Source organism: Legionella rowbothamii (genome assembly GCF_900639985.1).
In the GTDB taxonomy this organism is placed as follows: domain Bacteria; phylum Pseudomonadota; class Gammaproteobacteria; order Legionellales; family Legionellaceae; genus Legionella; species Legionella rowbothamii.
The window spans coordinates 1-22,710 of record NZ_CAAAIM010000007.1 but is presented as its reverse complement, the minus strand read 5'-3'; the positions used below and the strand labels follow the sequence as shown (position 1 = coordinate 22,710).

Genomic DNA, 22,710 nt, shown 5'->3' with positions numbered 1-22,710 from the left:
TTAGTAAGTCTCGATAAGGTAAGAGGAAACCCCTGGGTTAAAATAGATGCGCAAGGCATCTAAGGCAGTTTTCATTTCCTCAACAAAAGTATAGGGCGGGTTGATTATCCAAAGACCTGCTCCAGACATTCCTCCCATTGGTGCCATCGTTAAATTAAACTCAATACGTAAAGCACTATTGGCTTTGATATCTTTCATGTTACGTACCAGTCTATCAACGAGTCTTCTATCAACTACAGGATACCAAAGACAATAAACTCCTGTAGAAAAACGAGCAACAGCCTGTTTTATAGCAGCGGGAATTGTTTTATATTCATCTTTTATTTCAAAAGAAGGGTCGATAAAGATTAAACCTCTTTTTTCAGGTGGTGGCAGTAATGCATGCATTGCAGCAATCCCATCAGTATTGCTGAAATGTACTTTTTTGTTACAACGGGGTAGGGTACTCAGCTCATCAAACTCTGTTGGGTGAAGTTCGCAAAAATACAACCGATCTTGATCGCGCAGGTTTTTAATAGCTAAACTGGGGGAGCCAGGATAGTACTTCAACTCGTTATTTTTATTGAGATCTGATATCGCTTGAGTGTAATTATGAAAAACAGGGGGCAGAGTTTTATGATCCGGCCAAATTAGCTTGATGCCTTGTTTGTACTCCCCCGTTTTTTCGGCTTGTTTATTCTTTAAATCATAAATCCCTTTACCTGAATGAGTTTCGAGATAAAACAAAGGCTTATCTTTAATCGTGAGGTAGTTTAATAGGCGGGTTAACGCAATATGTTTGATGACGTCGGCATAATTACCGGCATGATATCCGTGTTGATAGCTCAGCATAAAATAATTTTCGCATTAGGAGTAATGCGATGAATTATATCAGATTAAAAAAATTTTCTACTATACTCTTTGTAAGAAGGGTAAATTTTACAGTATCTCGTGCCCTTTTGATAAAGTCTGATAGGAGACAGCGATGAGAGATCTGCATGAAGATTATGATGATCAATCTTTTTCTGATTATAGTTACGATGATGATGCTACAGACACCGATCATCGAAAAAATGTACGACGAATGCTAGAAGAACGTTTAGAGCGCAAACGCCTGCGGGAAGAATTTAAAGATGATTTCGAAGAAATCAACGGGGAGTTTGATTGGGATTCTTTTGAAGAAAAATAGTCTTAAAATAGATTAGGCGTAGCCTGGTTGCTTGCAACCAGGTTTTCTCTATTTTGGTTTTGATGCTGCCATTAAGGTGTTTTCAAGGAGGCTGGCAACAGTCATTGGTCCTACGCCACCAGGAACCGGAGTAATCCAGGCAACTTTCTTAAGCGCTTTTTTAAAATCTACATCGCCGCGAATCGTTCCATCAGGAAGACGGTGAATACCAACATCAATAACAACTTGGTTTTCAGTGAGCCAATCCACATCAATAACGTCCATATGGCCTGCTGCAACAATAATGAAATCAGCAATACGCACAAAATGCTCGAGATTTTGAGTTAAACGATGACAAACCGTAACTGTGGCTCCGGCGGCAAGTAATTCCAAACTCATGGGACGCCCGACAATGTTGGATGCACCAATTACCACCGCATGTTTGCCTTTTACGTTCAGCTGATAATGGTCAAGTAGACTCATAATACCCATAGGAGTGCATGGGCGGAGTAGGGGATTGCGTTGGGCCAGTCGGCCTAAATTATAGGGATGGAAACCATCCACATCTTTTGCAGGCTTAATGTGCTCAATGATTACTGATTCATTAATATGCCTGGGAAGCGGTAATTGAATGAGGATGCCATCAATCTCTTGGGAATCATTTAACTTATCAATAAGTTTGATTAACTCCTCCTGACTGGTTTTTTCGGGCAAGTCATAAGAGTGGGAAGTAATACCCACTTCAACACATGCTTTTCTCTTGTTATTAACATACACCGATGAGGCAGAATCATTACCAACAAGTACTACCGCAAGACCTGGAGCACGATGTCCTTGTTGCATGAGCTCATGCACTCGATGTTTTAATTGATCTCGACGGAGAGCAGATAAAGTTTTTCCATCAATCAATGATGCTGACATAGTAATCCGGGAAAAAAGCAGGGGGTAAATTATGTATTAGAGGTAGTGCTAATGCAAGCGATTTCAAGGTGCTTTTAAATGAGGGATAAAGGATATTATATTAATGGTTATATTTTGTAGGTTGGGCCATGGACCCAACCTACAGATTTGTGCCAAAGTCTACTTATCTGCTTGTATTGTCTGGTTTCCACCAAAAGTATAGCTTACAGAAACCAACACTTCATTGGAATGGTAAGAGCCAGGGTTTAATGATTGATTAGACCAGGTTCCTTTCCCAGGGCCAGAACTAATTTGTCCTAAGTCCTGATAACTATATCCAACTGATAGAGTCCATTGTGGTGTAAGCAGAAGATCAACACCTGCACCCACATTATACGTAAATTCACTGGTGCTAAAATTGGTAAATTGTGGGCTTACTCGAGGAGTTACACCGACCGGCGCTCTTTCTCTATAATGTGATGTTCTATTAAATGAGCTCCCAATCCCGGCATGCGCAAAAGGAGAAAATTTCCTATATTCAAAGAGGTTCACTTTTGCGGAAGCTAAGAGCATATTTGCTGTCAAATCCCAATCATATTTATAGTTAGATAATTCTGGACCTGAATTATGGAGAATTGTATTACCAATATTAGTCCTGAAAAAATACTTCCATACAGCGTTAAAGGAATAGGCTGGAAACCAAACGCTATCATGTTGCCAGCGTCGTCCTAAAGCAAGACCAATCACCGGTTCACTTTGGTTGCGAGTGGAAAATAGATTATTACTGCGAGGAGTTAAAGGGCTCGGAGTATTATTAACTCTCATTAGATCATTCCATTGAGGATACTGAACGCCAGCTCCAAAAGAAACAACCCAATTTCCTGTTGAACTCCAAAACGGTTCTAAGTTTTTTTCTGAATCTTGAGAATAAGTTGGATGACTAAAAACAAATGCTAAAGTAGCAATGCTGCGACAAAAAAAATTCCATCTCATAGAATGCGTCTCAATGTGCTTTTTCGAAATAAAGCCCACGAAATTATCATGGCTATTCAAATGGATCAAGAAAAATAATTACTATCTGAGGCTTGAATAGACAAAACTTTGAAAATGAATCGCCTAAGGTATAGACAAAGCAAATACAGTAATATAAATTGAGCCATTTTATTTAGGAATAATGAATGCGTATTGCCTTAGTGCTTGAGTACGATGGTAGCCACTATCATGGCTGGCAAGCACAAACGGGCTTGCATACCGTGCAACAAGCCTTAGAACATGCTTTATCAAAAGTCGCCGATAGCCCTATTTCTGTTGTTTGTGCAGGCAGAACGGATACAGGAGTGCATGCAACTAATCAAGTGGTTCATTTTGATACAGATAAAGAACGCAGTATAAGGGCGTGGATTCATGGAGCAAATTCCTTTTTGCCTAAAGATGTTTGTGTTAAATGGGGCAAAGAACTTCCAGAAGAATTTAATGCACGGTACTCAGCAACAGCCAGAAGATATCGGTATATAATTTATAATGGAACGATTCGGCCTGCATTACTGCGCAGTAACATGACGTGGCAGTACAGGCAGTTAGATCATCGTTTAATGCACCAAGCCGCACAGTTTTTAGTTGGTGAAAAAGATTTTACATCCTTTCGCTCAGTTGAATGCCAGTCAAATACACCCATGCGGAATGTTCATAAAATCCAGGTAACCCGTGCCAATGATTTAGTCATCATCGATATTACTGCAAATGCCTTTTTGCATCATATGGTACGTAATATAGCAGGTGTTTTAATTGCTGTAGGCTCAGGAAAACATCCGGTATCTTGGGTTGAAGAAGTTTTAACTGCGCGTGATAGACGACTAGGCGCTGAAACAGCACCGGCCTATGGTTTGTATTTAGTGCAAGTAACTTATCCTCAAGAATTTGGAATATTACAAAATAGTCCTGGACCAGCTTTTCTTTGGGAGAAATAATTGAATCCGTCGCGTGTGCGAGTCAAAATGTGTGGTATGACGCGTAGTGACGACATTGCTCATGCTGTTCACTTAGGTGTTGATGCTATAGGTTTAATTTTTTATCCCAAAAGCTCGCGCTATGTCACAGTTGAACAGGCTAAGATTTTATTAAAAAACAGTCCGCCCTTTGTTGATGCAGTAGCTGTTTTGGTCGACCCCGAAGTGGAATTAGTACAGCAAATTATTGAAGAACTACCGATCCAACTACTTCAGTTTCATGGTGCAGAATCGGTAGCATTTTGTCAGCAGTTTAATAAACCGTTTATTAAAGCCATTCATTCGGATTCAAGTGCATACATTCAACAAATGGCAAAAGATTACAGTGATGCACGTGCTGTGTTGTTGGATACGCCTTCAAATGCCGCAAGAGGGGGCACGGGACTTACTTTTGATTGGGGAGTCATTCCCCGACGATTAGAAAAACCATACATATTAGCAGGAGGATTAGATGAGTCGAATGTGCTGGATGCCATTAAAAGTTGCCATCCTTATGCAGTAGATTTATGCAGTGGTATCGAAGCGTCTCCTGGAATAAAAGATCACACTAAGATGACGCAATTTATGAAGCGTATTTCAACGCTTGCCTTAAATTAAATACCATGACTACTAGGTTCTACAGCCTAGTTTACATAGTGAGGTATATACGCAATGAATAAAAAAGAACTTCCTGATGAACACGGGCATTTTGGTCCCTATGGTGGCATTTTTGTTGCAGATACATTGATGCATGCCCTAAAAGAATTAGAACAAGCTTATAATAAATATCGCTATGATCCTGAATTTTTGGCGGAATTAAGTCGAGAATTGAATTATTTTGTGGGCCGTCCAAGTCCCCTTTATCATGCAGAACGTTTAAGTCAGCTCGTTGGTGGAGCACAAATTTATCTTAAACGAGAAGATTTAAATCACACCGGCGCGCATAAAGTGAATAATACCGTAGGTCAAGCTTTACTTGCCAAGCGAATGGGCAAAACACGGATCATTGCTGAAACGGGTGCTGGGCAGCATGGAGTTGCTTCAGCAACAGTGGCTGCTAAGTTAGGCTTTGAGTGTGTCGTTTACATGGGGGCTGAAGATGTAAAACGTCAAGCAACCAATGTGTATCGGATGAAATTATTGGGTGCTGAGGTAGTACCTGTAACCGCAGGCTCGAAAACATTAAAAGACGCACTGAATGAAGCAATGCGTGATTGGGTCAGTCATATTGATGATACCTTTTATATTATTGGAACGGTGGCCGGTCCTCATCCTTACCCTCAGATGGTACGCGATTTTCAGACCGTTATTGGTATGGAGGCCCGTGCTCAATTTTTAGAAGAAAAAGGGCGGTTACCTGATGCGTTAGTGGCGTGTATTGGTGGTGGTTCTAATGCAATTGGCTTATTTTATCCTTTCCTTAAAGATGACTCAGTAGCTATTTACGGTGTGGAAGCGGGTGGCAAAGGTTTGGAAAGTGGCCAGCATTCTGCTTCCCTAATTGCGGGAAAGCCCGGGGTATTGCATGGTAATCGCACGTATTTACTTTGTGATGAGCATGGACAAATTCAAGATACTCACTCAATTTCCGCAGGCCTCGATTATCCTGGGGTTGGACCAGAGCATGCTTATTTAAAAGACATTGGTCGAGTTAAATATGAAGCCATTAATGATGAGGAAGCACTTGATGCATTTCGTACTCTGACCCGTGTAGAAGGGATTATGCCCGCATTAGAATCTAGCCATGCGATAGCCTATGCGATGAAGCTGGCTAAGACAATGGAAAAGGACCAAAATATTATCGTGAATTTATCCGGTCGTGGTGATAAAGACATGCATACTGTTGCAAGTATTGATGGGATAAGCGTATGAACCGAATAGACAAAGTTTTAGCTAAGATAAATGCCAGTGGCAAAAAAATGCTGAGCCCCTATATTACCGCGGGCGATCCTTACCCCGAGATAACCGTACAGTTAATGCATGAGTTGGTGAAGGCGGGCGCTGATGTTTTGGAGTTAGGTATTCCTTTTTCTGACCCTATGGCTGAGGGAATCGTAATCCAACAAGCTATGGAGCGTGCATTAGCGCACCAGGTGCATACTACAGACGTATTAGGCATGGTCAGAGAGTTTCGTCAGCAAGATAACGAAACACCTATTGTGATCATGGGCTATTTAAATCCGATCGAGCAATATGGCTATCAATTGTTTGCCCAACACGCGGCCGAGGCTGGGGTGGATGGCACGATTTTAGTGGATTTACCGCCGGAGGAGAGTTCTGGTATCAATTCGATTTGGCAAGAGCATGGTTTATATAGTATTTTTCTTTGCTCACCAACAACCACTGATGAGCGCATGGCTTTAATTCAAGAGCATGCTCAAGGCTATTTGTATTATGTTTCTTTAAAAGGGGTGACCGGGTCGAGTACTCTTGATGCTGCTTCATTAAAGACTCAATATCAACAACGCAAGGCGCAAGTAAATTTGCCTTTGATGGTTGGCTTTGGCATAAAAACACCGGAGATGGCTGCACAGGTTGCCAGTTTTGCTGATGGGGTTATTGTGGGTGCTGCTTTGATTGATCAGATTTTAGAGGCATATCAGGCAAAACATGATATGCTGCAAGCCGGAGCAAGCTTAATACATTCCATGCGCTGTGCGATGGATGAGCAATGATTTATATGCAGGTTGGGCTTGGCCTGACCTACAAAACCAAGTATTTAATAACGATCTAACGATCATATGGAAACGATGGAAAAACCGATGACAGAATTAACCGAAAAACGAGCACATTTTATCAGACAATTGATTACTGATGAGCTAGCTAGCGGCAAACATAAATCATTAGTGACGCGCTTCCCGCCCGAGCCTAATGGTTATTTGCACGTAGGGCATGCCAAATCCATTTGCCTCAATTTTGGTTTGGCGCAAGAATTTGGTGGTATCTGTTATCTACGATTTGACGATACAAATCCCATCAAAGAAGAAGAAGAATATGTTAATGCCATTATTGATGATGTACGGTGGTTAGGTTTTGAATGGTGTGATATGACCCATTCATCTGATTATTACAATGAGCTTTATGAATTTGCCGTACTATTAATTAAAACGGACTTGGCTTATGTAGACAGTTTGAGTATGGAAGAAATTCGAGCTTATCGGGGAACTTTGCAAGAGCCAGGACGTGAAAGCCCTTACCGTAATCGACCTATGGAAGAAAGTCTGGACTTATTTAAGCGCATGAAAGCGGGCGAGTTTGCAGATGGTACGCATGTATTAAGAGCAAAAATTGACATGCAATCGGGTAATATTAATATGCGTGATCCGGTTTTATACCGTATTCGTCATGCGCACCATCAACGTACAGGTGATGAGTGGTGTATTTACCCAATGTACGATTATGCGCATCCTATTTCAGACGCATTAGAGAAAATTACTCATTCTTTATGTACTTTGGAATTCCAGGATCATCGACCATTGTATGATTGGCTTATTGAGAATTTACCAGTACCTGCAAAACCAGTACAAACTGAATTTGCCCGTTTGAACTTATCTCATACAGTAACTTCTAAGCGTAAGTTGCGAGAGTTGGTTGAAAAAAATGCGGTTTCTGGTTGGGATGATCCCCGTATGCCAACATTACGTGGTATGCGTAAACGTGGATATCCGCCAGCAGCAATTCGCCAATTTTGTGAAATGATCGGTATTTCACGTAGTGATTCAGTTATTGACATGACTTTATTAGAAGAATGTGTTCGCGCTGAATTAAACCGCACTGCGAAGCGTGCTTTGTGTGTGATGGATCCTTTGAAGGTAGTGATTGAAAACTATCCTGAAGGAAAAGTTGAGCAGCTTAATGCATCGTATAACCCACAAGATCCTGAGGCAGGACGACGCGACCTTCCTTTTACTAAAGAGCTTTATATTGAACGCTCTGATTTTATGGAGGAACCTCCTAAGAAATTCTTCCGTTTATCACCGGGCGCTGAAGTACGTTTACGTCATGCTTATGTAATTAAATGTCATGAAGTAATTCATAATGAACAAGGTGAGGTGGTTGAACTTCGATGTACCTATGATGAGAATACATTAGGAAAAAATCCTGAAGATAGAAAAGTCAAAGGAGTTATCCATTGGGTATCGAGCGAGCATGCTTATCCAGTAACTGTTTTACAATATGATCGCTTGTTTACTGATGCCAATCCAGCTCGTGAAGATGATTTCTTCCAATTTTTAAATCATGACTCATTACAAACGATGCAAGGGCTTTGTGAACCTTCTTTAGCTCATCAACCCGAAGGTGAAGTATTCCAATTTGAACGATTGGGCTATTATTGTGTTAATGAGAAAAAAGACGGGTTCGTGAGTGTTTTCCACCGTGTGGTTGACTTGAAAGATACTTGGGGAAAAGTGAGCTAAGGGGCAGAAATGTTATATTTATTTAATTCGCTAACTAGAACAAAAGAGCCGTTTGTTTCTATTAATCCAGGTAAAATTGGGATGTATGTCTGTGGTATAACGGTTTACGACCACTGCCATTTAGGCCATGCACGCTCTATGGTGTCTTTTGATGTGATTGTGCGTTATCTGCGTTCCCAAGGCTATGATGTAACCTTTGTACGTAATATTACCGATATTGATGACAAAATTATTGCACGTGCTAATGAGCGCGGTATTTCCATTGATGAATTAACAACGCATTACATTGCGGCTATGCATGAAGACATGCAGGCTTTAAATATTTTGCCACCTGATTACGAGCCAAGAGCAACGGAGCATATTGGCACGATTATCCGTTTGATTGAGCGTTTACTCGCAAAAGGTAATGCTTATGTGAGTGGTAATGGGGATGTGTGCTACCAAGTGGATAGCTTTGCGGATTACGGTAAATTATCACATAAAGATTTAGATGGTTTGATGTCTGGTGCACGCATTGAAGTAGTTAAAGAAAAGCGTTCACCACTTGATTTTGTGTTGTGGAAAAAAGCCAAAGCTGGTGAGCCTTGCTGGCCTTCTCCTTGGGGAGAAGGGCGTCCTGGATGGCATATTGAATGCTCCGCGATGGCGATGGAAGAGCTGGGCGAGCAATTTGATATTCATGGTGGAGGCTTGGATTTACAGTTCCCTCATCATGAAAATGAAATCGCGCAAAGCGAGGCTGCTACATGCAAGCCATTTGCAAATTATTGGATGCATGTTGGTATGCTGCAGGTAAATAATGAAAAAATGTCTAAATCATTAGGTAATTTTTTCACAATTGCTGATGTATTAAATGAACATCATCCTGAAGTGGTTCGTTATTTCTTGTTAAGTAGTCATTATCGTAGTCCATTAAATTATTCTGAAGAGAATTTGATAAATGCTAAAAAGGCATTGACTCGTCTTTACCAAACGATGAAAGATGTATCGATTTTGGGTAATGGAGAGTTGGATGAGCATTGGATTGCTGAATTTAACAAAGCTATGAATGATGATTTTAACACACCAGTTGCATTATCTGTTTTATTCCAGTTAAGCCATGAAGTGAATAAAAACGCCAATCCAGTTTTAGGCACCACCTTAAGGCACCTTGCCGAGGTGATGGGATTATTGCAGTCCGATGCTTCAGAATTTTTACAAGCAGGTTTAGCAGATGATGACAAGGTGATTATCGAGCAATTAATCGCCCAACGTCTACAAGCAAGAGCAGACCGCAACTGGGCACGCGCCGATCAAATTCGTGCTGAATTACTCGAGCAAGGAATTGAATTGGAAGATGGTCCTAAAGGTACCACCTGGAGAAAGTTGGTTAAGTAAAAGGGAAAACGTGGTTGAAGGCAACCAAATTCCTCAAAAAAGTTGTATTGAAATTATGCTTATAATATTAGATTTAGCCTGGTTGTTCGCAACCAGGTTTTACTGTTATTTAATTCTGCGTGGTCACACGAAGTACTTCCGCTAAAGATGTATCACCAGCAAGAACTCGCTTGAAACCATCATCACGAATACTAGGCATGGTGGGTCTTAAATATTCTTCCATCAGCTGTAAGTTTTCATTCCGATGGATCATTCCTCTTAATGTATCATCAATGGTTATTAGTTCATAAATACTGGTTCGACCTCGATATCCCAGATGATTACACAAATCACAGCCTTTAGGTTCATATACTTTAGACACATCTGCATCAAGAGCAAGGTTCATTAGCTCTTTTTCATCATCTCTTAATTGATGAACTGTCTTACAATGCGGGCACAGTTTACGAACTAGGCGTTGCGCGATCAAACCAACAATACTTGAGGATAAAAGGAATGATTCTACACCCATATCACGTAAACGCGTTAATGCCCCTAATGCACTATTCGTATGTAAGGTGGAAAGCACCAAGTGTCCTGTTAAACTTGCTTGAACCGCGATTTCGGCTGTTTCCAGGTCACGAATTTCCCCAATCATCACCACATCAGGATCTTGCCGTAAAATAGCTCTTAACCCCTTAGCAAAGGTCATTTGGACTTTGGTATTAACCTGAGTTTGTCCTATACCCTCTAAATCATATTCAATAGGGTCTTCGATGGTTAAAATATTTCGCGTAACCTCGTTTAATTCCGTAAGCATTGCATATAATGAGGTCGTTTTTCCCGAGCCTGTTGGTCCAGTAACTAAAATAATTCCATGAGGTTCGGCAATTAATTGGCGAATTGTTTTTAACGCTGGAGCCGGCATCCCTAAAAGGCTTAAATCCAATTGCGCCGCTTGCTTATCTAAAATACGCAACACGACACGTTCGCCATGATTCGAGGGTAGGGTAGAGACACGCACGTCAATGTTATGCCCACCAATGCGTAATGAAATACGTCCATCCTGCGGTATGCGCTTTTCAGCGATATCGAGCTTTGCCATGACCTTGACCCTTGAGATAACCAAAGGAGCAATAGCTCGTTGAATCTCCAATACTTCATGTAAAACACCATCAATACGATTACGAACTAATACACGATCCTCATAGGTCTCAATATGAATATCGGATGCTTTTTGCTTTATTGCTTGCGTAAATAAGGCATTTAGTAAACGGATAATTGGCGCATCATCCTGATTTTCTAATAAATCCTCACTGACGGGAAGTTGGCTTGCTAGTAACGAAAGATCCATATCCTCTTCCATCCCACCAGCAGCTTCTAAAATAGATGATTTAGATTGATAAGTATTTGCTAGATGCTGTTGGAATGCTGATTCATCAACTTGTTTTAAAGACAGCTCACATTGTAATAGTCGCTTTATTTCAGCAAACGATTGCATGGAGACATTGGGTAGATGGTAAATAATAGCTTTTCCATCGACCAATTCGCTTCCAACAACAATTCCATGGTTTTTCGCAAAACTGTAGGGAACTTTAAGTGATTTCTCTTCAGAGTCCATGGCTTATTTAGTCACTAATAAAGGTGGACGACTAAAGGGCCTAGGCAAGTCAGCTCGCTTCAACGCAGGCAACACGGTGGAGTTGTTACTTTGCAGATAGGCTTCCTCTGAACGTAACCAATCTAATTGATATTGGCGAGTATGATTGTATCTTTGATCAGTTGCATGCACCGTATCACGTTCATTACGCAGAATAATGGGCTTGATAAACACCATAAGGACTCGTTTATCACGTATGTGTATGCTTCGTTTAAATAATCTGCCTACACCAGGTATATCACCTAGAACAGGAATACGATTATTGTCACTGCTCAGACTATCTTGTGTTAATCCACCCAAGACAACCACATTACCACTTTCGACATGCACTGAGGTCACAATGCTACTGATTCTAAATGTTGGTGTAGTTGATGTCTCTGCTGCTGCAGATGGATCTAGAGTATCATTACCTTGGTCAATTTGCATTTGAATGCCATTACCTCGGGTTATTTGGGGTCTTACATAAAGATGCAGTGCTACGTTAACCCGATCAAAGGTGGTAAACGGACTGGTGGAAGCTGCAGTGCCATTCGCGTTGTTTGGATAATTAGATGAAGCAACAGAAACCTGCTTACCCACAAGAATTTTGGCTTGCCGGTTATCAAGCACTACAACTGAGGGTGTTGATAAAATATTGGCTTTATGAGCTCGAGCCAGGGCATAAATCTGGGCTTGGAAATCATCGATTCTACTTTGGCTATTAAGAATAGCAAAGCCATTTCTAAAGCTGCTTGGCTTACCTGTTTGTTGATTCGAACCCCACTCAATACCCAGATCATTCACATCATCCTGGTTAATTTCGGCAACCAAGGCCTCAATTAATAATTGTGCTGGTTTAATATCTAATTGCGCAATAACGCGCTTTAAAACGCGGATAACAGAAGCCGGGGCATTCAATATAATGGAATTAGTATTTGGTTCACCAATGATTTGCACCGTGGGTTTAGTGGAACCTTCATTTTGAGTGCTGGCTGAAGAAGTGTTCGCTGTCGCTGCAGATGACGATAAGCCACTGCCACTGTTATTACTATTGCTAGATGAGCTTAATTGGTTATTTTGGCCATTATTTACAAGATTTGAAGCCGGATTTGTACTATCTAAGGCTGGTCTGGTAATGGTTCCAATCGTTGTGCCTACATTTCCACTAAAGTTTGCTTGAGCAATACCGGCTAGAATAGGGACCAGATCTTCGGCACGCATGTAATTGAGATACACCACTTGAGTATTGCTATTCAGACCAGCTGAACTCTCCCTGTCCAATTTTAGAATCAGCATTCTCAATCGTATTCTATCTGTTTTGGAGCCGCTAATTAAAAGAGAGTTAGAACGGTCATCCGCAGAAATAGAAATTTGTGTTCGTCCTCCTGCCATATTGGGCTGAGCCTTTATCAGATCTTTCAATGTATTGGCGATATCCATCGCTAAAGAATGTCTTAGGGGAACAATATCAATACCGTTGGCTGTTGAGTTATCAACCTGTTTTATGATATCTGCAAGGCTATTAATATTATTTGCACGTCCCGAAAGAATCAGCATATTGGATGGACCATAAGCTGACACACTACTCCATTGGGGCATTAATGGTCTTAAAACTGGCACTAATTGTTCTGCTGGCACATAGTGTACAGGAACCACCGCAACCATCATGTCATCTCCTCGAGGACGAGTTCTCAGATCAGATGACTGGGTTTTTGCGTCAATATTGGGAATAATTTTAATCACTTCGCCACTGGGGATTGCTGCATATCCGGAAACTTGGAGTACCGAAAGAAAAACTTGATACAACTCATGCGAGGACATTGGAGTGGCGGATACAATGGATATTTTTCCTTGCACCCTTGGATCAATCACAAAGTTTTTGCCAGTGACACGTGAAACCTCAGCAATGACCGCGCGAATATCTGCGTTGCGTAAATTCCACAATTGAGTATTTTCAGGCATGGTTTGTGTCGTATCACTACCATTAGCTGTGGAATTTGCTGTTGCTAAGGGGGATTGATTTTTGGAAGTTTCGGTATTTTTTACAGCATTTATTTTTTGAGAAAGAGTATGCTGTAATTCTCTTGCAGTGGGGTAATCATTAATTGGGCCGATTTGCACAAGATAGAGGCGTTTATCAGAGAGATTTTTAATTTCTATGGGGGAGTCAACGAGCTTGGACAACTGGCTTTTTCGTTGTTGAGCATCTTTTTCTAAATTAAAGGGGCTCTACCCCAAATAAGGGGGCATTTTAATCAAGTTAGTCTAGACTAACCCTTTGATTTGACGGTCAAAAGGAAGATTAAAATGCCTAAGAAAGATTGTATCTTAAATTTACCGGGATATTCTATTAAAAAGGTGAGTGGAGAGAACCCGGTAAATATCGAAGTAACTTATCGTTGTGTTGTTCGCTGTATTCATTGCGGTAATAAGAAGTTACGTAAAAAAGACAGTTTCATAAGACGAATCCGCCATGAGTCGATTGGATTGCGTCGCAGTTACTTGTGTATCAAGGCTCATAAGTATTATTGTCCTGCTTGTGGTCGCTATTTTAATCAACGATTTCCCGGGATAGGTAAATATCAAAGAGCGAGCGAGAGTTTGCGTAAACAGGTGTTTCACTACCACAGCAAAGGAGTCAGTCAAAAGGATTTGGCGCGTGACTTAAAGCTGGGTAAATCGACTGTAGAGCGCTGGTATCATTACGGTTATGAGCTTCGTCATAAAAAGATATTAAACCGTCCTTGCCCAAGAGTCCTTGGCCTGGATGAGCATTCATTTAATCGGAAAGTGGGTTATGCCACAACCTTTTGTGACTTGGCCAAACATAAAATATTTGATGTGGTTGAGGGGCGTTCAGAAAAGGATTTAGAAGGCTATCTCAACACGTTAGAAGGAAAAGATAAGGTACAGGTAGTCTGTATTGATTTAAGTTCCAGTTACCGCAGGTTAATCAGGCGTTACTTTCCCAATGCGATGATTGTTGCCGATCGCTTTCATGTGATACGTTTGTTGAATCAATTCTGTTTGCAGACTTATCAGCAGATTGACCCTGAAATGAAATATCAGCGAGGTCTCTTGGCGGCATTGAGAACCAATCCCAATAATCTCACTGTAAAGCGACTCAATAGACGGGAACGTTATTTGCAAAAACAGCCTGTCATTGCTGCAATATATTACTTTAAACAGCGATTACATCGATTACTCATGCGAAAACATCGCACCGCAAAGCAGTGTACGCGTTTAATACCTCTCTTTCTTAAACTCGTTGCCAGTCTAAAGGAAAGTCCTTTCGACTCACTAAAGACTCTAGGTAAAACATTATATCAATGGCGGGAAGAAGTGGTTAGAATGTGGCGGTTTACTAAAAACAACGGCATTACAGAAGGGTTTCATCGGAAGATGAAGCTGATTCAACGTCGTGCTTATGGATTTAGAAATTTTGAAAATTATAGGTTAAGGGTTAAAGTTTTGTGTTCTTGATTAGTGCCCCCGGAAATGGGGAAGAGCCATTAATTATTAATTATAGTACACTTTGCTTTTTCAGATTTAATAGGAACAACATTTCGCAAGATTATAAATGGCGCGCTCGGAGGGACTCGAACCCCCGACACCTTGGTTCGAAGCCAAGTACTCTATCCAGCTGAGCTACGAGCGCATTGGGGTGTGAATTTGGGTGCTGAATGTTCTTGGTCGACTGATTGGTTTTATGACCAAGAATGGTGGGCCGTATAGGATTCGAACCTATGACACAGAGGTTAAAAGCCTCCTGCTCTACCAACTGAGCTAACGGCCCTAAAGGGCAAACTTTTAAAACTACTACACTGTACTACAAAAAACTGGTGGGCCGTATAGGATTCGAACCTATGACACAGAGGTTAAAAGCCTCCTGCTCTACCAACTGAGCTAACGGCCCTAAAGAGGCTGAAATAATACCGTATTGGCGCAGAATTACAAGTGTTTTTTTGCAATCTTTGTCATTTTTTTTGTAATTTTATCGTTCAAGGCCTCATTTATTTTGTCAAGTAGGGCATTGTTGGTACTAAAGTGAATAAGTTGGTTGTTTTTTGTATATTTATGATATTGCTGAGTTTTATAATTATTTTTTGTTATTTGGTTTTTTAGGTAATGAGGGGGGTTGAGAAATATGTAGTTGTCATTTGTGGGTGAGTTCAGATTTAGTTCCAATTTTGAATGATGTTTCGCCAGAGCCATTTTTTTGATGCTCCGTAGCTTCTTCAGGGAGCTGGCAGGATGCTGAGGTTTTTGGGTAATGGGATTTATAGTGGTAAAAGAGGTTGGCTAAAATTTAATAAATTTTCAGTTGCTAGAAGTGTGTGATTTTCTTGCTGTAGTCTGGACTCGAATGCTGGAGCCTCACTCCGCGAAGTTAGGAGTAATATAATATCAGCCCCTAAAGCACCACAGCCTTTTATTGCGAGCACTTCGGGGTAGCTTTTAAATTGGTTAATTAATTCTAAGCTATGTTGTGCTACCAGGCCTAATTCAACTAATTTTGCATGATAGTTGTTGATACATGCAATTAATTGCTCCGACTTTTGTTGTTCAAACGCATTTTTAGCCATATCAACCAGGTTTGATAGATAATCAATTTGGGTGGGTAGGGCGGTATCTTGTAAATGATGGTGCGTGGCCAGTTTTACTCCAGTATGAATGAGAAAAAAAGACAAGTTATGGAAAGGCCAGTTATAGCACTGAACTATTTCTTTTTGTCTATTAATATAAACGCATCCGTGTTGGGATTGAGCAATCACATCATAGCCGCTCGGTCTTAGACCTTTGCCTGTCCACGAAGACTGATAGTACGCTTCGAGCATGCTATCCATATCCGGTCGCTTCTCTTGAAGCATGCGACTAGCAAGGTAGCTTGCGAGAAATTGTGCGCTTGATGCACCTACTCCCCCTATGCCCGCGTAGGGATCATGCCAGGATAGGCCTGTTTCTATATTTTTTTGTTGCTGCCACCATAAACCTGCTGGCGATTGTGGATGAATCCCGACCAAACCGGGGGCAGTATTATGCGAGAGTTGAAAACAGGGGGTAGTCGTTAGCACGATTGCAGAAGCTTCCGCGACCGCCGCATATTCGCCTAATAAAAAAGTTTTAGCAGGGATTAACCATTTCATACAGCAATCGGCGCTTGTCTGATTTCTGCGAGTAAATCATGAGCGTTGTTGAGGCTAATTCGCTTGTGCATTTGCAGCCAGTTTTGTAGGCGCTCTTTTAATTCAGGCATTTCATTTTCATTTGCTCCTGCAGCTAAGAGCAGGTTATCAATGTGCAGCTTCATATGACCTTGAATGATTCCTTCGGTGCATAGGGCTTTTAGGGCACCCAAATTTTGTACCAATCCAACAGAGGCAATTACTTGAGATAGTTCATTAGCTGAGTTGATATTCATCATACGTAAGCACATTTTGGCCGTAGGATGAAGTGCGGTTACACCGCCAATAGTGCCCACGATAATAGGGGCAGTCAATTGTCCAGTAAGAACGCCATCTTGATAACGCCATCGTGTAATTGCTTGATATTGGCCCTCTCGAGCAGCATAGGCGTGCACTCCTGCTTCCACAGCGCGCCAATCATTCCCAGTAGCAATAAGTACAGGGTCAATGCCGTTCATCACACCCTTATTATGGGTAGCTGCACGGTAGGAGTCCATTTCGGCAAAAAGAGAGGCTTCTTGTAATTTTTGCCCCAGGATAGGATCAATAGTATGGATCGTCACTTGCGCTGTTGTCAGTTTTTGGTCGTTAAGATTAGACAAAATGCACATGGTGACTTCTTCACCAGTTAATTCTTCAATGGGAGCTTTTAAGTATTCTAAAACTTGGTTAATGATGTTGGCACCCATGGCATCACAGCTATTCATCATTAAATGAATTACTGCCATGTCTTTACCATCTGCTCTTTTTAGATGGCGTAAACTTAAATCAATCACACCACCACCACGTTTCACCATATTGGCTGCAACATCTTTATTCGCTTTTTCAATAAGGTATTGGCGGTTTTTGGTAAAAATATGAGAGAATTTTTCGAAGTCTTGAACTTGGGCTAATTGGATTTGTCCGAGAATGCAATCTCCATGAACCCAAGCTTTGATTTCTCCACATTGCCTAATCCATTTGGCTGATTTGGAGAGAGCGGCAATAATGGAGGTTTCTTCAACAGCCATAGGAATGACATAATCTAAGCCATTAATATTAAAGTTGGTTGCCACGCCTAAAGGAAGCTGGAAATAGCCAATAACATTTTCGATTAATTTATCTGCCAGATTTAAATCTTTTACTCCGCCATTTTTGAGAAACGCAATGTCTTCAGGGGTGACTGCACCTAAAGCAAGTAATCTTTTAAAGCGTTCTTCACGGGAAAGTTTTGAAAAGCCAGAAAATAATTCGTCAGTATTGGGCGCTAAAGGCATGCTTTCTCCTCTGTTTAGCCGGCGTTACGCAAGTTTAATAAGGCAGCGTTCGCGTGAGTCAAATTGACTTTTGTTACCTTGCATACCTGGTGTTCGTTTTGAAAAAATGAAGTGAATTGTATCATAAAATAGCAATACAAACCACATGAAATAGGAGAGGAGCGAGTGATTTTTTCAAAAAAGAGCAGAGAGGGAGAACAATTGTTCGATAGGATTAAATATCACATCATCGGCTATTTCTGTTCTTAACAAAAATTTGGAGATTAATTTGTCTGATTGACTAGTATTTTCGTTTGTTTTGGGTTACTTTATGCGCAATCTGCAAAATTAATATTACTGAGGTGTCTAATGGGAAGAAATACTCAAAAGCTTACCGATAGCTTTAATAAAGTTGTAAGAAACAAAAAAGAACTTCTTGAACAAATAGATAAATGCACTTCCCAGGAAATGCTTGGAGCTCTTAAAACAAAATATAAAGCAAACAAAAATAATAATTATTTTGTTGGTGATACTATTTGTAGAAAACTTTCTGATGAAAAGCAAAGAGTACTTATAGATTTACACGATCAAGTTACTAGAGCTATAGCAGCAAAAGAAAGAATGCTCTCAGTACCGGAAGTTGATTTAGTTCCTAGCTTGGGAGATGAAGGTCTAGTTGATGAGAATAACGAAGCTCTTGACCCTCAGCTCCAAGTAACTAGAAGGCTGGAAACTGCTCACATTGAGTCTGAATTAGTAAATGTTGATAAGAAGCGCGCCAGAATGGCTGCAAAAGGAGCTGCGTATGAAGGCGCAACCTTGGCAACAGGGCGTATTCATGATGCACTACAACAGTTAACTGATAAATACATTAAAGATGGTGATTTACAGCATTACCAAGAGCAAACTCGCGCGCTTTTTGATGAAACTACTGATGATATGAAAACCATAAATCAACATCGTGGTTGGGCAAAAAACTTTTTTGGCAATCTTGCTTATTTCATTCTTGGATTGGGAGTGGGGTACGCTGCAGTTTGTGCTTATAGAGGTAAGTTCTTTGAGTTTAATACAGAGACTGCAAATGTTGTGGGCGCTGTGAATGAAAAGATTTCCGCTCTTACAGTGAACTAATCTAAATTCTGGCCTTAAACAGGAGGAGCCCATATTAGATCAATACTAATATGGGCTTCGTTCCAAATTAAATGATTAGTTTTGCGCTTCAGCAATATTCGTATTATTCTTGTGATAATTTTTATTAAAATCAAACCTTATGGCACATAATAGCCCGCAACTAACATTTGATGAGCAGCTCGATCAATTTAACTGTACAGGTGCTTGGTCTGTTATGGATGTTGGTAATGTAGTCAAAAACTTTACTGCTACAATGTTACCTAAAGCACAGAAAGTTCGGATAAATGGTAAAGAGATTAGCCATTTTGATAGTGCTGGTGCCTTAACCTTAATTCAATGTATTGACGAATTAAAGCGCCGTGATAATCAAGTTGAATTGCTCGATTTTTCTGAAAGACAGCACCAGCTTCTTAATTTAATTACAGACAAGCATGATGTAATATCCTATAAAATCCCTGCTCCAAAGAAAGAAAATATTTTTTATCAGCTGGGTAAAACAGCAGAGAAAAAATTACGTCAGGTTGATGGATTAGTTGTTTTGATTGGGGATCTTGGTACTCGAGTTTTTGATGCATTTGGAAACTGGCGGCGTTTTCAATTTCCCAGCATTATGTCAAATTTGGATTCGACAGGTGTTCAGGCATTGCCCATTCTTGCCTTGCTCTCATTCTTAATAGGTGTTGTTTTAGCCTACCAAATGGGGCTGCAATTAACTACATATGGTGCTAACTCGTTTATTGCCTATTTATCCGGAATGGCGATTTTTCGCGAATTTTCCCCTTTAATCACTGCAATTATTGTGGCTGGACGAACTAGCTCCGCATTTACGGCGCAACTAGGCAGTATGAAGATAAATGAAGAAATTGACGCACTGTTAACTATGGGGCTCTCGCCAACTGAGCATTTGGTGTTACCAAAGGTCATAGGACTATTAATAACTTTTCCTTTATTAATTTTCTGGTCTGACATTTTTAGTATTTTAGGTTCCATGTTCATGGCCCAAAATATGTTAGGTATTAGTTTTATTGATTTTTTAGAGCGATTAAGGGATTCTGTAGGTATTTCTCAATTTCGACTTGGGCTTTATAAAGCACCAGCATTTGCTTTAATCATTGCTTTAGTAGGTTGTTTTCAAGGATTTAGAGTTGAACCGGGCACAGAAAATAATATTGGAAGTCAGACGACCAAAAGTGTAGTTCAGTCGTTATTTTTAATTATTATTGCCGATGCAATTTACTCAATTATTTACAGTTGGATGAAGTTATAGATGAGTGACCCTATTATTGAAATCAAAGGGATGAAGAATTTTCTTGGTGGTCAATGGGTGCATAGGGACATTAATTTGACGGTAAACCAAGGCGAAATTCTGGCTATTATTGGCGGCTCGGGCAGCGGTAAGACCACTATTTTACGCAGCTTGTTAATGTTATTGAAACCAACTGCCGGCGATATTAAAATATTTGGCCAGGATATTAGCCGTCTTGATGCACATCAGGCATTTATGTTGAGACGCCGCTGGGGCATGTTGTTTCAGCACAGTGCTTTATTTGCTGCGATGAATGTTTTAGAAAATGTGATGTTCCCTATGCAAGAATTTGCGGAACTGGATCCGGAGTTCATGCAGGAGTTGGCATTATTAAAAATAGCTTTAGTTGGCTTGCCGAAAGAGGCCGCCGGCAAATTGCCTTCAGAACTTAGTGGTGGAATGCAAAGAAGGGCGGCTGCAGCACGTGCAATTGCTATGGATCCTGAGTTATTATTTCTTGATGAGCCTACTACGGGTTTGGATCCGCGTAGTGCACGACTTTTTGACGATTTAGTTGTTTTTTTACGAGACGCATTAAATCTTACAATTGTTATGGTAAGCCATGACATTGAGTCATTAAAACGTACCACCGATCGTGTAGCCTTTGTTGGCGATGGGCAAATTTTGAGTGTAGAGCCCATTAATGACTTAATGAAAAATAAAAACGAATTAATCGCTGATTATTTCAGTAAAATATAGAGTTCCTAACTCAAGATTAATGTTTCGGAGATCAATTTTTTGGAATCAAAAACCAACTACACCCTAATAGGTGTCTTCATCCTAGTTCTATTCGCAGGGCTTTTGTCTGCCATGTTGTGGCTATCTGTTGGTTTTAATCAAAAATCATATAGTAACTTTACCGTGTATTTGCATGAGGCTGCTTCGGGTTTAAGTAAAGATGCTCCAGTTAAGTTTAATGGAGTGCAAGTAGGTTATGTTAATGAAATAAAATTGAATAAGAATGATCCGAGACAAGTGGAGCTCATTTTAGCGATTGAAGATGGGACTCCAATTACTAAGAGTACGGCCGCAACCTTAATTTCTCAGGGAATTACCGGAGTTACCTATATTGGTTTAAGTGCGAGCAGTGCTGACTTGACTCCTATAGTGAAGCTTCCGGGAGAACCCTACCCAGTTATTCCAGCAAAACCTTCCTTGTTTAACCAATTAGATAATCTTTTAAAAGAGGTTTCTGAGAGTATTAATAATGTCAGTACTCAAGCGAAACATATTTTCAATGAAGAAAATGCCAGACATGTGTCTCATATTTTACATAATGTGGAAAAGCTAACCCAGGTGGTTGCAAAGAATAGTGAGCATATTGATGACAGTATAAAAAATGCAGATGTCTTTTTGACTAATATTGCTAAATCCAGTAAAGAGGTTCCGCAATTGCTACGAGAGTTGCAAACTAGTGTAGCTAAATTTAAAACAATGGCTGATAGCTTAAGTCATGCGGGAACAAGCGTATCGAGTACTATGGGATCAGGAAGAAACACTTTAGAAAAACTCTCCCAAGAAACTTTGGCGCCTGCATCTACATTATTACGTCGATTAAATGCTATTTCAGTAAACCTTGAAAAGGTTAGTAATGAAATGCGTCAAAACCCTTCAGTAGTGATTCGCGGGAGTTCAGCTCCAAAACCAGGGCCTGGAGAATAAGTAATGAGAAGATTAAAGAGTTTAGGGCTGTGTTTGATTAGTTTGCTGCTTGTTGCTTGCTCACCAGTTAAAATTCCTGCGACGAACCAGTATCAATTAACGGCTTATAGCAATAAACAACTAACAAAACATCCTCAACGTATTGCACTTTGGGTAACTCAACCTGATGCCGCTGCAGGCTATCAATCAGAGCAAATGCTTTATGTGAATAAGCCTTTTCAGCTTGAATCTTTCGTAAAAAATTCATGGAGTAATCCACCTGCGGATATGCTCTATCCGTTAATGGTACAAAGTTTACAAAAAACAGGTGTTTTCTATGCGGTGCTTTCCAGCTCATACAGCCAGGGTGCTGATTATCGTCTAGACACTCAATTACTATCTTTGGAGCAAACGTTCCTAAGAAAGCCTAGCGTTGTCCAGTTTTCAGCCAAGGTAGTGTTGACTCGCGTTTCAGATAATAAAGTGATGGGGTCTAAAATTATTAGCTTGCAAATCCCATGCCCTGCAGATAATCCCTATGGTGGTGTAGTAGCTGCTAATCAGGCAACACGACAATTTACAGCGCTGATGTCCGAATTTGTGGTTTCCCATTTATAAAACCCATGGGTGGCGTGGCCTAGTAATTGCAACCAGGCTCCATGTATTTTATGTCATGTACTCAAATTCAGGGTAGGGAATTACTGATCTATTTCTTACCGCTCTTATAGCAAAAAAAAAAAAAGAATTGTACAATGTCGCCTCAAGAGCC

General features: G+C 40.5%; 19 protein-coding genes, 3 tRNA genes and 1 pseudogene. 13 read left to right on the top strand and 10 right to left on the bottom strand.

Features of this window, described 5'->3' with window-relative positions:
- A complete protein-coding gene (locus E1P08_RS11985; RefSeq protein ID WP_133137250.1) occupies nt 1-831 on the bottom strand; it encodes a 23S rRNA (adenine(2030)-N(6))-methyltransferase RlmJ in 831 nt (276 codons plus the stop codon).
- Between the two features lie 133 nt (nt 832-964).
- On the opposite strand from E1P08_RS11985, the gene E1P08_RS11980 reads away from it, so the two are divergent.
- Nucleotides 965-1,168, top strand: a complete 204-nt coding sequence (locus tag E1P08_RS11980; RefSeq protein ID WP_133137249.1) for a hypothetical protein — start codon at nt 965-967, stop codon at nt 1,166-1,168.
- Nucleotides 1,169-1,216: 48 nt separating this feature from the next.
- Here the strand turns inward: E1P08_RS11980 and folD are convergent, their stop codons facing one another.
- Nucleotides 1,217-2,068 (bottom strand): bifunctional methylenetetrahydrofolate dehydrogenase/methenyltetrahydrofolate cyclohydrolase FolD, encoded by an 852-nt coding sequence (gene folD / locus E1P08_RS11975; protein WP_133137248.1) that lies wholly within the window; start codon nt 2,066-2,068, stop codon nt 1,217-1,219.
- A gap of 159 nt (nt 2,069-2,227) precedes the next feature.
- Entirely contained in the window at nt 2,228-3,040 is an 813-nt protein-coding gene (locus tag E1P08_RS11970; protein WP_133137247.1) for an outer membrane protein, read from the bottom strand.
- A gap of 185 nt (nt 3,041-3,225) precedes the next feature.
- Between E1P08_RS11970 and truA the strand changes: the two genes are divergently transcribed.
- From truA to cysS, 6 genes are all read left to right on the top strand, one after another.
- On the top strand, nt 3,226-4,014 hold the full coding sequence (truA, locus tag E1P08_RS11965; RefSeq protein WP_133137246.1) for a tRNA pseudouridine(38-40) synthase TruA: 789 nt from the start codon (nt 3,226-3,228) through the stop codon (nt 4,012-4,014).
- Nucleotides 4,015-4,650, top strand: a complete 636-nt coding sequence (locus tag E1P08_RS11960; protein WP_133137245.1) for a phosphoribosylanthranilate isomerase — start codon at nt 4,015-4,017, stop codon at nt 4,648-4,650.
- Between the two features lie 54 nt (nt 4,651-4,704).
- Nucleotides 4,705-5,904, top strand: a complete 1,200-nt coding sequence (gene trpB / locus E1P08_RS11955; protein ID WP_133137244.1) for a tryptophan synthase subunit beta — start codon at nt 4,705-4,707, stop codon at nt 5,902-5,904.
- Nucleotides 5,901-6,707, top strand: coding sequence for a tryptophan synthase subunit alpha (trpA, locus tag E1P08_RS11950; RefSeq protein ID WP_133137243.1), 807 nt, complete (start codon nt 5,901-5,903; stop codon nt 6,705-6,707). The genes trpB and trpA overlap by 4 nt, the downstream gene beginning before the upstream one ends.
- Nucleotides 6,708-6,794: 87 nt before the next feature.
- Nucleotides 6,795-8,450, top strand: coding sequence for a glutamine--tRNA ligase/YqeY domain fusion protein (locus tag E1P08_RS11945; protein WP_133137242.1), 1,656 nt, complete (start codon nt 6,795-6,797; stop codon nt 8,448-8,450).
- Between the two features lie 9 nt (nt 8,451-8,459).
- Nucleotides 8,460-9,827 carry a cysteine--tRNA ligase gene (cysS, locus tag E1P08_RS11940; RefSeq protein WP_133137241.1) on the top strand — a complete coding sequence of 456 codons (1,368 nt, stop codon included), beginning with the start codon at nt 8,460-8,462 and terminating at the stop codon, nt 9,825-9,827.
- 109 nt (nt 9,828-9,936) lie between these two features.
- On the opposite strand, the gene lspE is transcribed toward cysS, so the two are convergent.
- Together lspE and gspD are read right to left on the bottom strand one after the other, a co-directional pair.
- Nucleotides 9,937-11,424, bottom strand: a complete 1,488-nt coding sequence (gene lspE / locus E1P08_RS11935; protein WP_133137240.1) for a GspE family T2SS ATPase variant LspE — start codon at nt 11,422-11,424, stop codon at nt 9,937-9,939.
- A 3-nt stretch (nt 11,425-11,427) separates the two neighbouring features.
- A pseudogene (gene gspD, locus E1P08_RS11930) lies at nt 11,428-13,665 on the bottom strand (type II secretion system secretin GspD); the annotation flags it as partial.
- 84 nt (nt 13,666-13,749) lie between these two features.
- Between gspD and E1P08_RS11925 the strand changes: the two are divergent.
- Nucleotides 13,750-14,925, top strand: coding sequence for an ISL3 family transposase (locus E1P08_RS11925; RefSeq protein ID WP_133137238.1), 1,176 nt, complete (start codon nt 13,750-13,752; stop codon nt 14,923-14,925).
- Nucleotides 14,926-15,023: 98 nt separating this feature from the next.
- Here E1P08_RS11925 and E1P08_RS11920 read toward each other — a convergent pair.
- From E1P08_RS11920 to E1P08_RS11900, 5 genes are all read right to left on the bottom strand, one after another.
- Nucleotides 15,024-15,100, bottom strand: a tRNA-Arg gene (locus E1P08_RS11920).
- A 62-nt stretch (nt 15,101-15,162) separates the two neighbouring features.
- A tRNA-Lys gene (locus tag E1P08_RS11915) sits at nt 15,163-15,238 on the bottom strand.
- A gap of 44 nt (nt 15,239-15,282) precedes the next feature.
- Nucleotides 15,283-15,358, bottom strand: a tRNA-Lys gene (locus tag E1P08_RS11910).
- A 364-nt stretch (nt 15,359-15,722) separates the two neighbouring features.
- Nucleotides 15,723-16,589 (bottom strand): hypothetical protein, encoded by an 867-nt coding sequence (locus E1P08_RS11905; RefSeq protein WP_133137237.1) that lies wholly within the window; start codon nt 16,587-16,589, stop codon nt 15,723-15,725.
- Nucleotides 16,586-17,884: a hydroxymethylglutaryl-CoA reductase, degradative gene (locus tag E1P08_RS11900; protein WP_133137236.1), complete on the bottom strand. Its 1,299-nt coding sequence runs from the start codon at nt 17,882-17,884 to the stop codon at nt 16,586-16,588. Before E1P08_RS11900 ends, E1P08_RS11905 begins: the two co-directional genes overlap by 4 nt.
- Before the next feature lie 348 nt (nt 17,885-18,232).
- Here E1P08_RS11900 and E1P08_RS11895 point away from each other — a divergent pair, with 348 nt between their 5' ends.
- The 5 genes from E1P08_RS11895 (at nt 18,233) to E1P08_RS11875 (ending at nt 22,559) form a co-directional block, all read left to right on the top strand.
- Entirely contained in the window at nt 18,233-18,994 is a 762-nt protein-coding gene (locus E1P08_RS11895; protein ID WP_133137235.1) for a hypothetical protein, read from the top strand.
- A gap of 139 nt (nt 18,995-19,133) precedes the next feature.
- Complete coding sequence (locus tag E1P08_RS11890; RefSeq protein ID WP_133137234.1) at nt 19,134-20,261, top strand: MlaE family ABC transporter permease; 1,128 nt, start codon at nt 19,134-19,136, stop codon at nt 20,259-20,261.
- Nucleotides 20,262-20,999: an ABC transporter ATP-binding protein gene (locus tag E1P08_RS11885; protein ID WP_133137233.1), complete on the top strand. Its 738-nt coding sequence runs from the start codon at nt 20,262-20,264 to the stop codon at nt 20,997-20,999. It begins immediately after the preceding gene.
- Nucleotides 21,000-21,038: 39 nt separating this feature from the next.
- Nucleotides 21,039-21,962: an MlaD family protein gene (locus E1P08_RS11880; RefSeq protein ID WP_133137232.1), complete on the top strand. Its 924-nt coding sequence runs from the start codon at nt 21,039-21,041 to the stop codon at nt 21,960-21,962.
- Between the two features lie 3 nt (nt 21,963-21,965).
- The gene (locus E1P08_RS11875) at nt 21,966-22,559 is read left to right on the top strand and encodes an ABC-type transport auxiliary lipoprotein family protein (RefSeq protein ID WP_133137231.1); all 594 of its coding nucleotides are present in this window, start codon (nt 21,966-21,968) and stop codon (nt 22,557-22,559) included.
- The last annotated feature ends 151 nt before the right edge of the window (nt 22,560-22,710 follow it).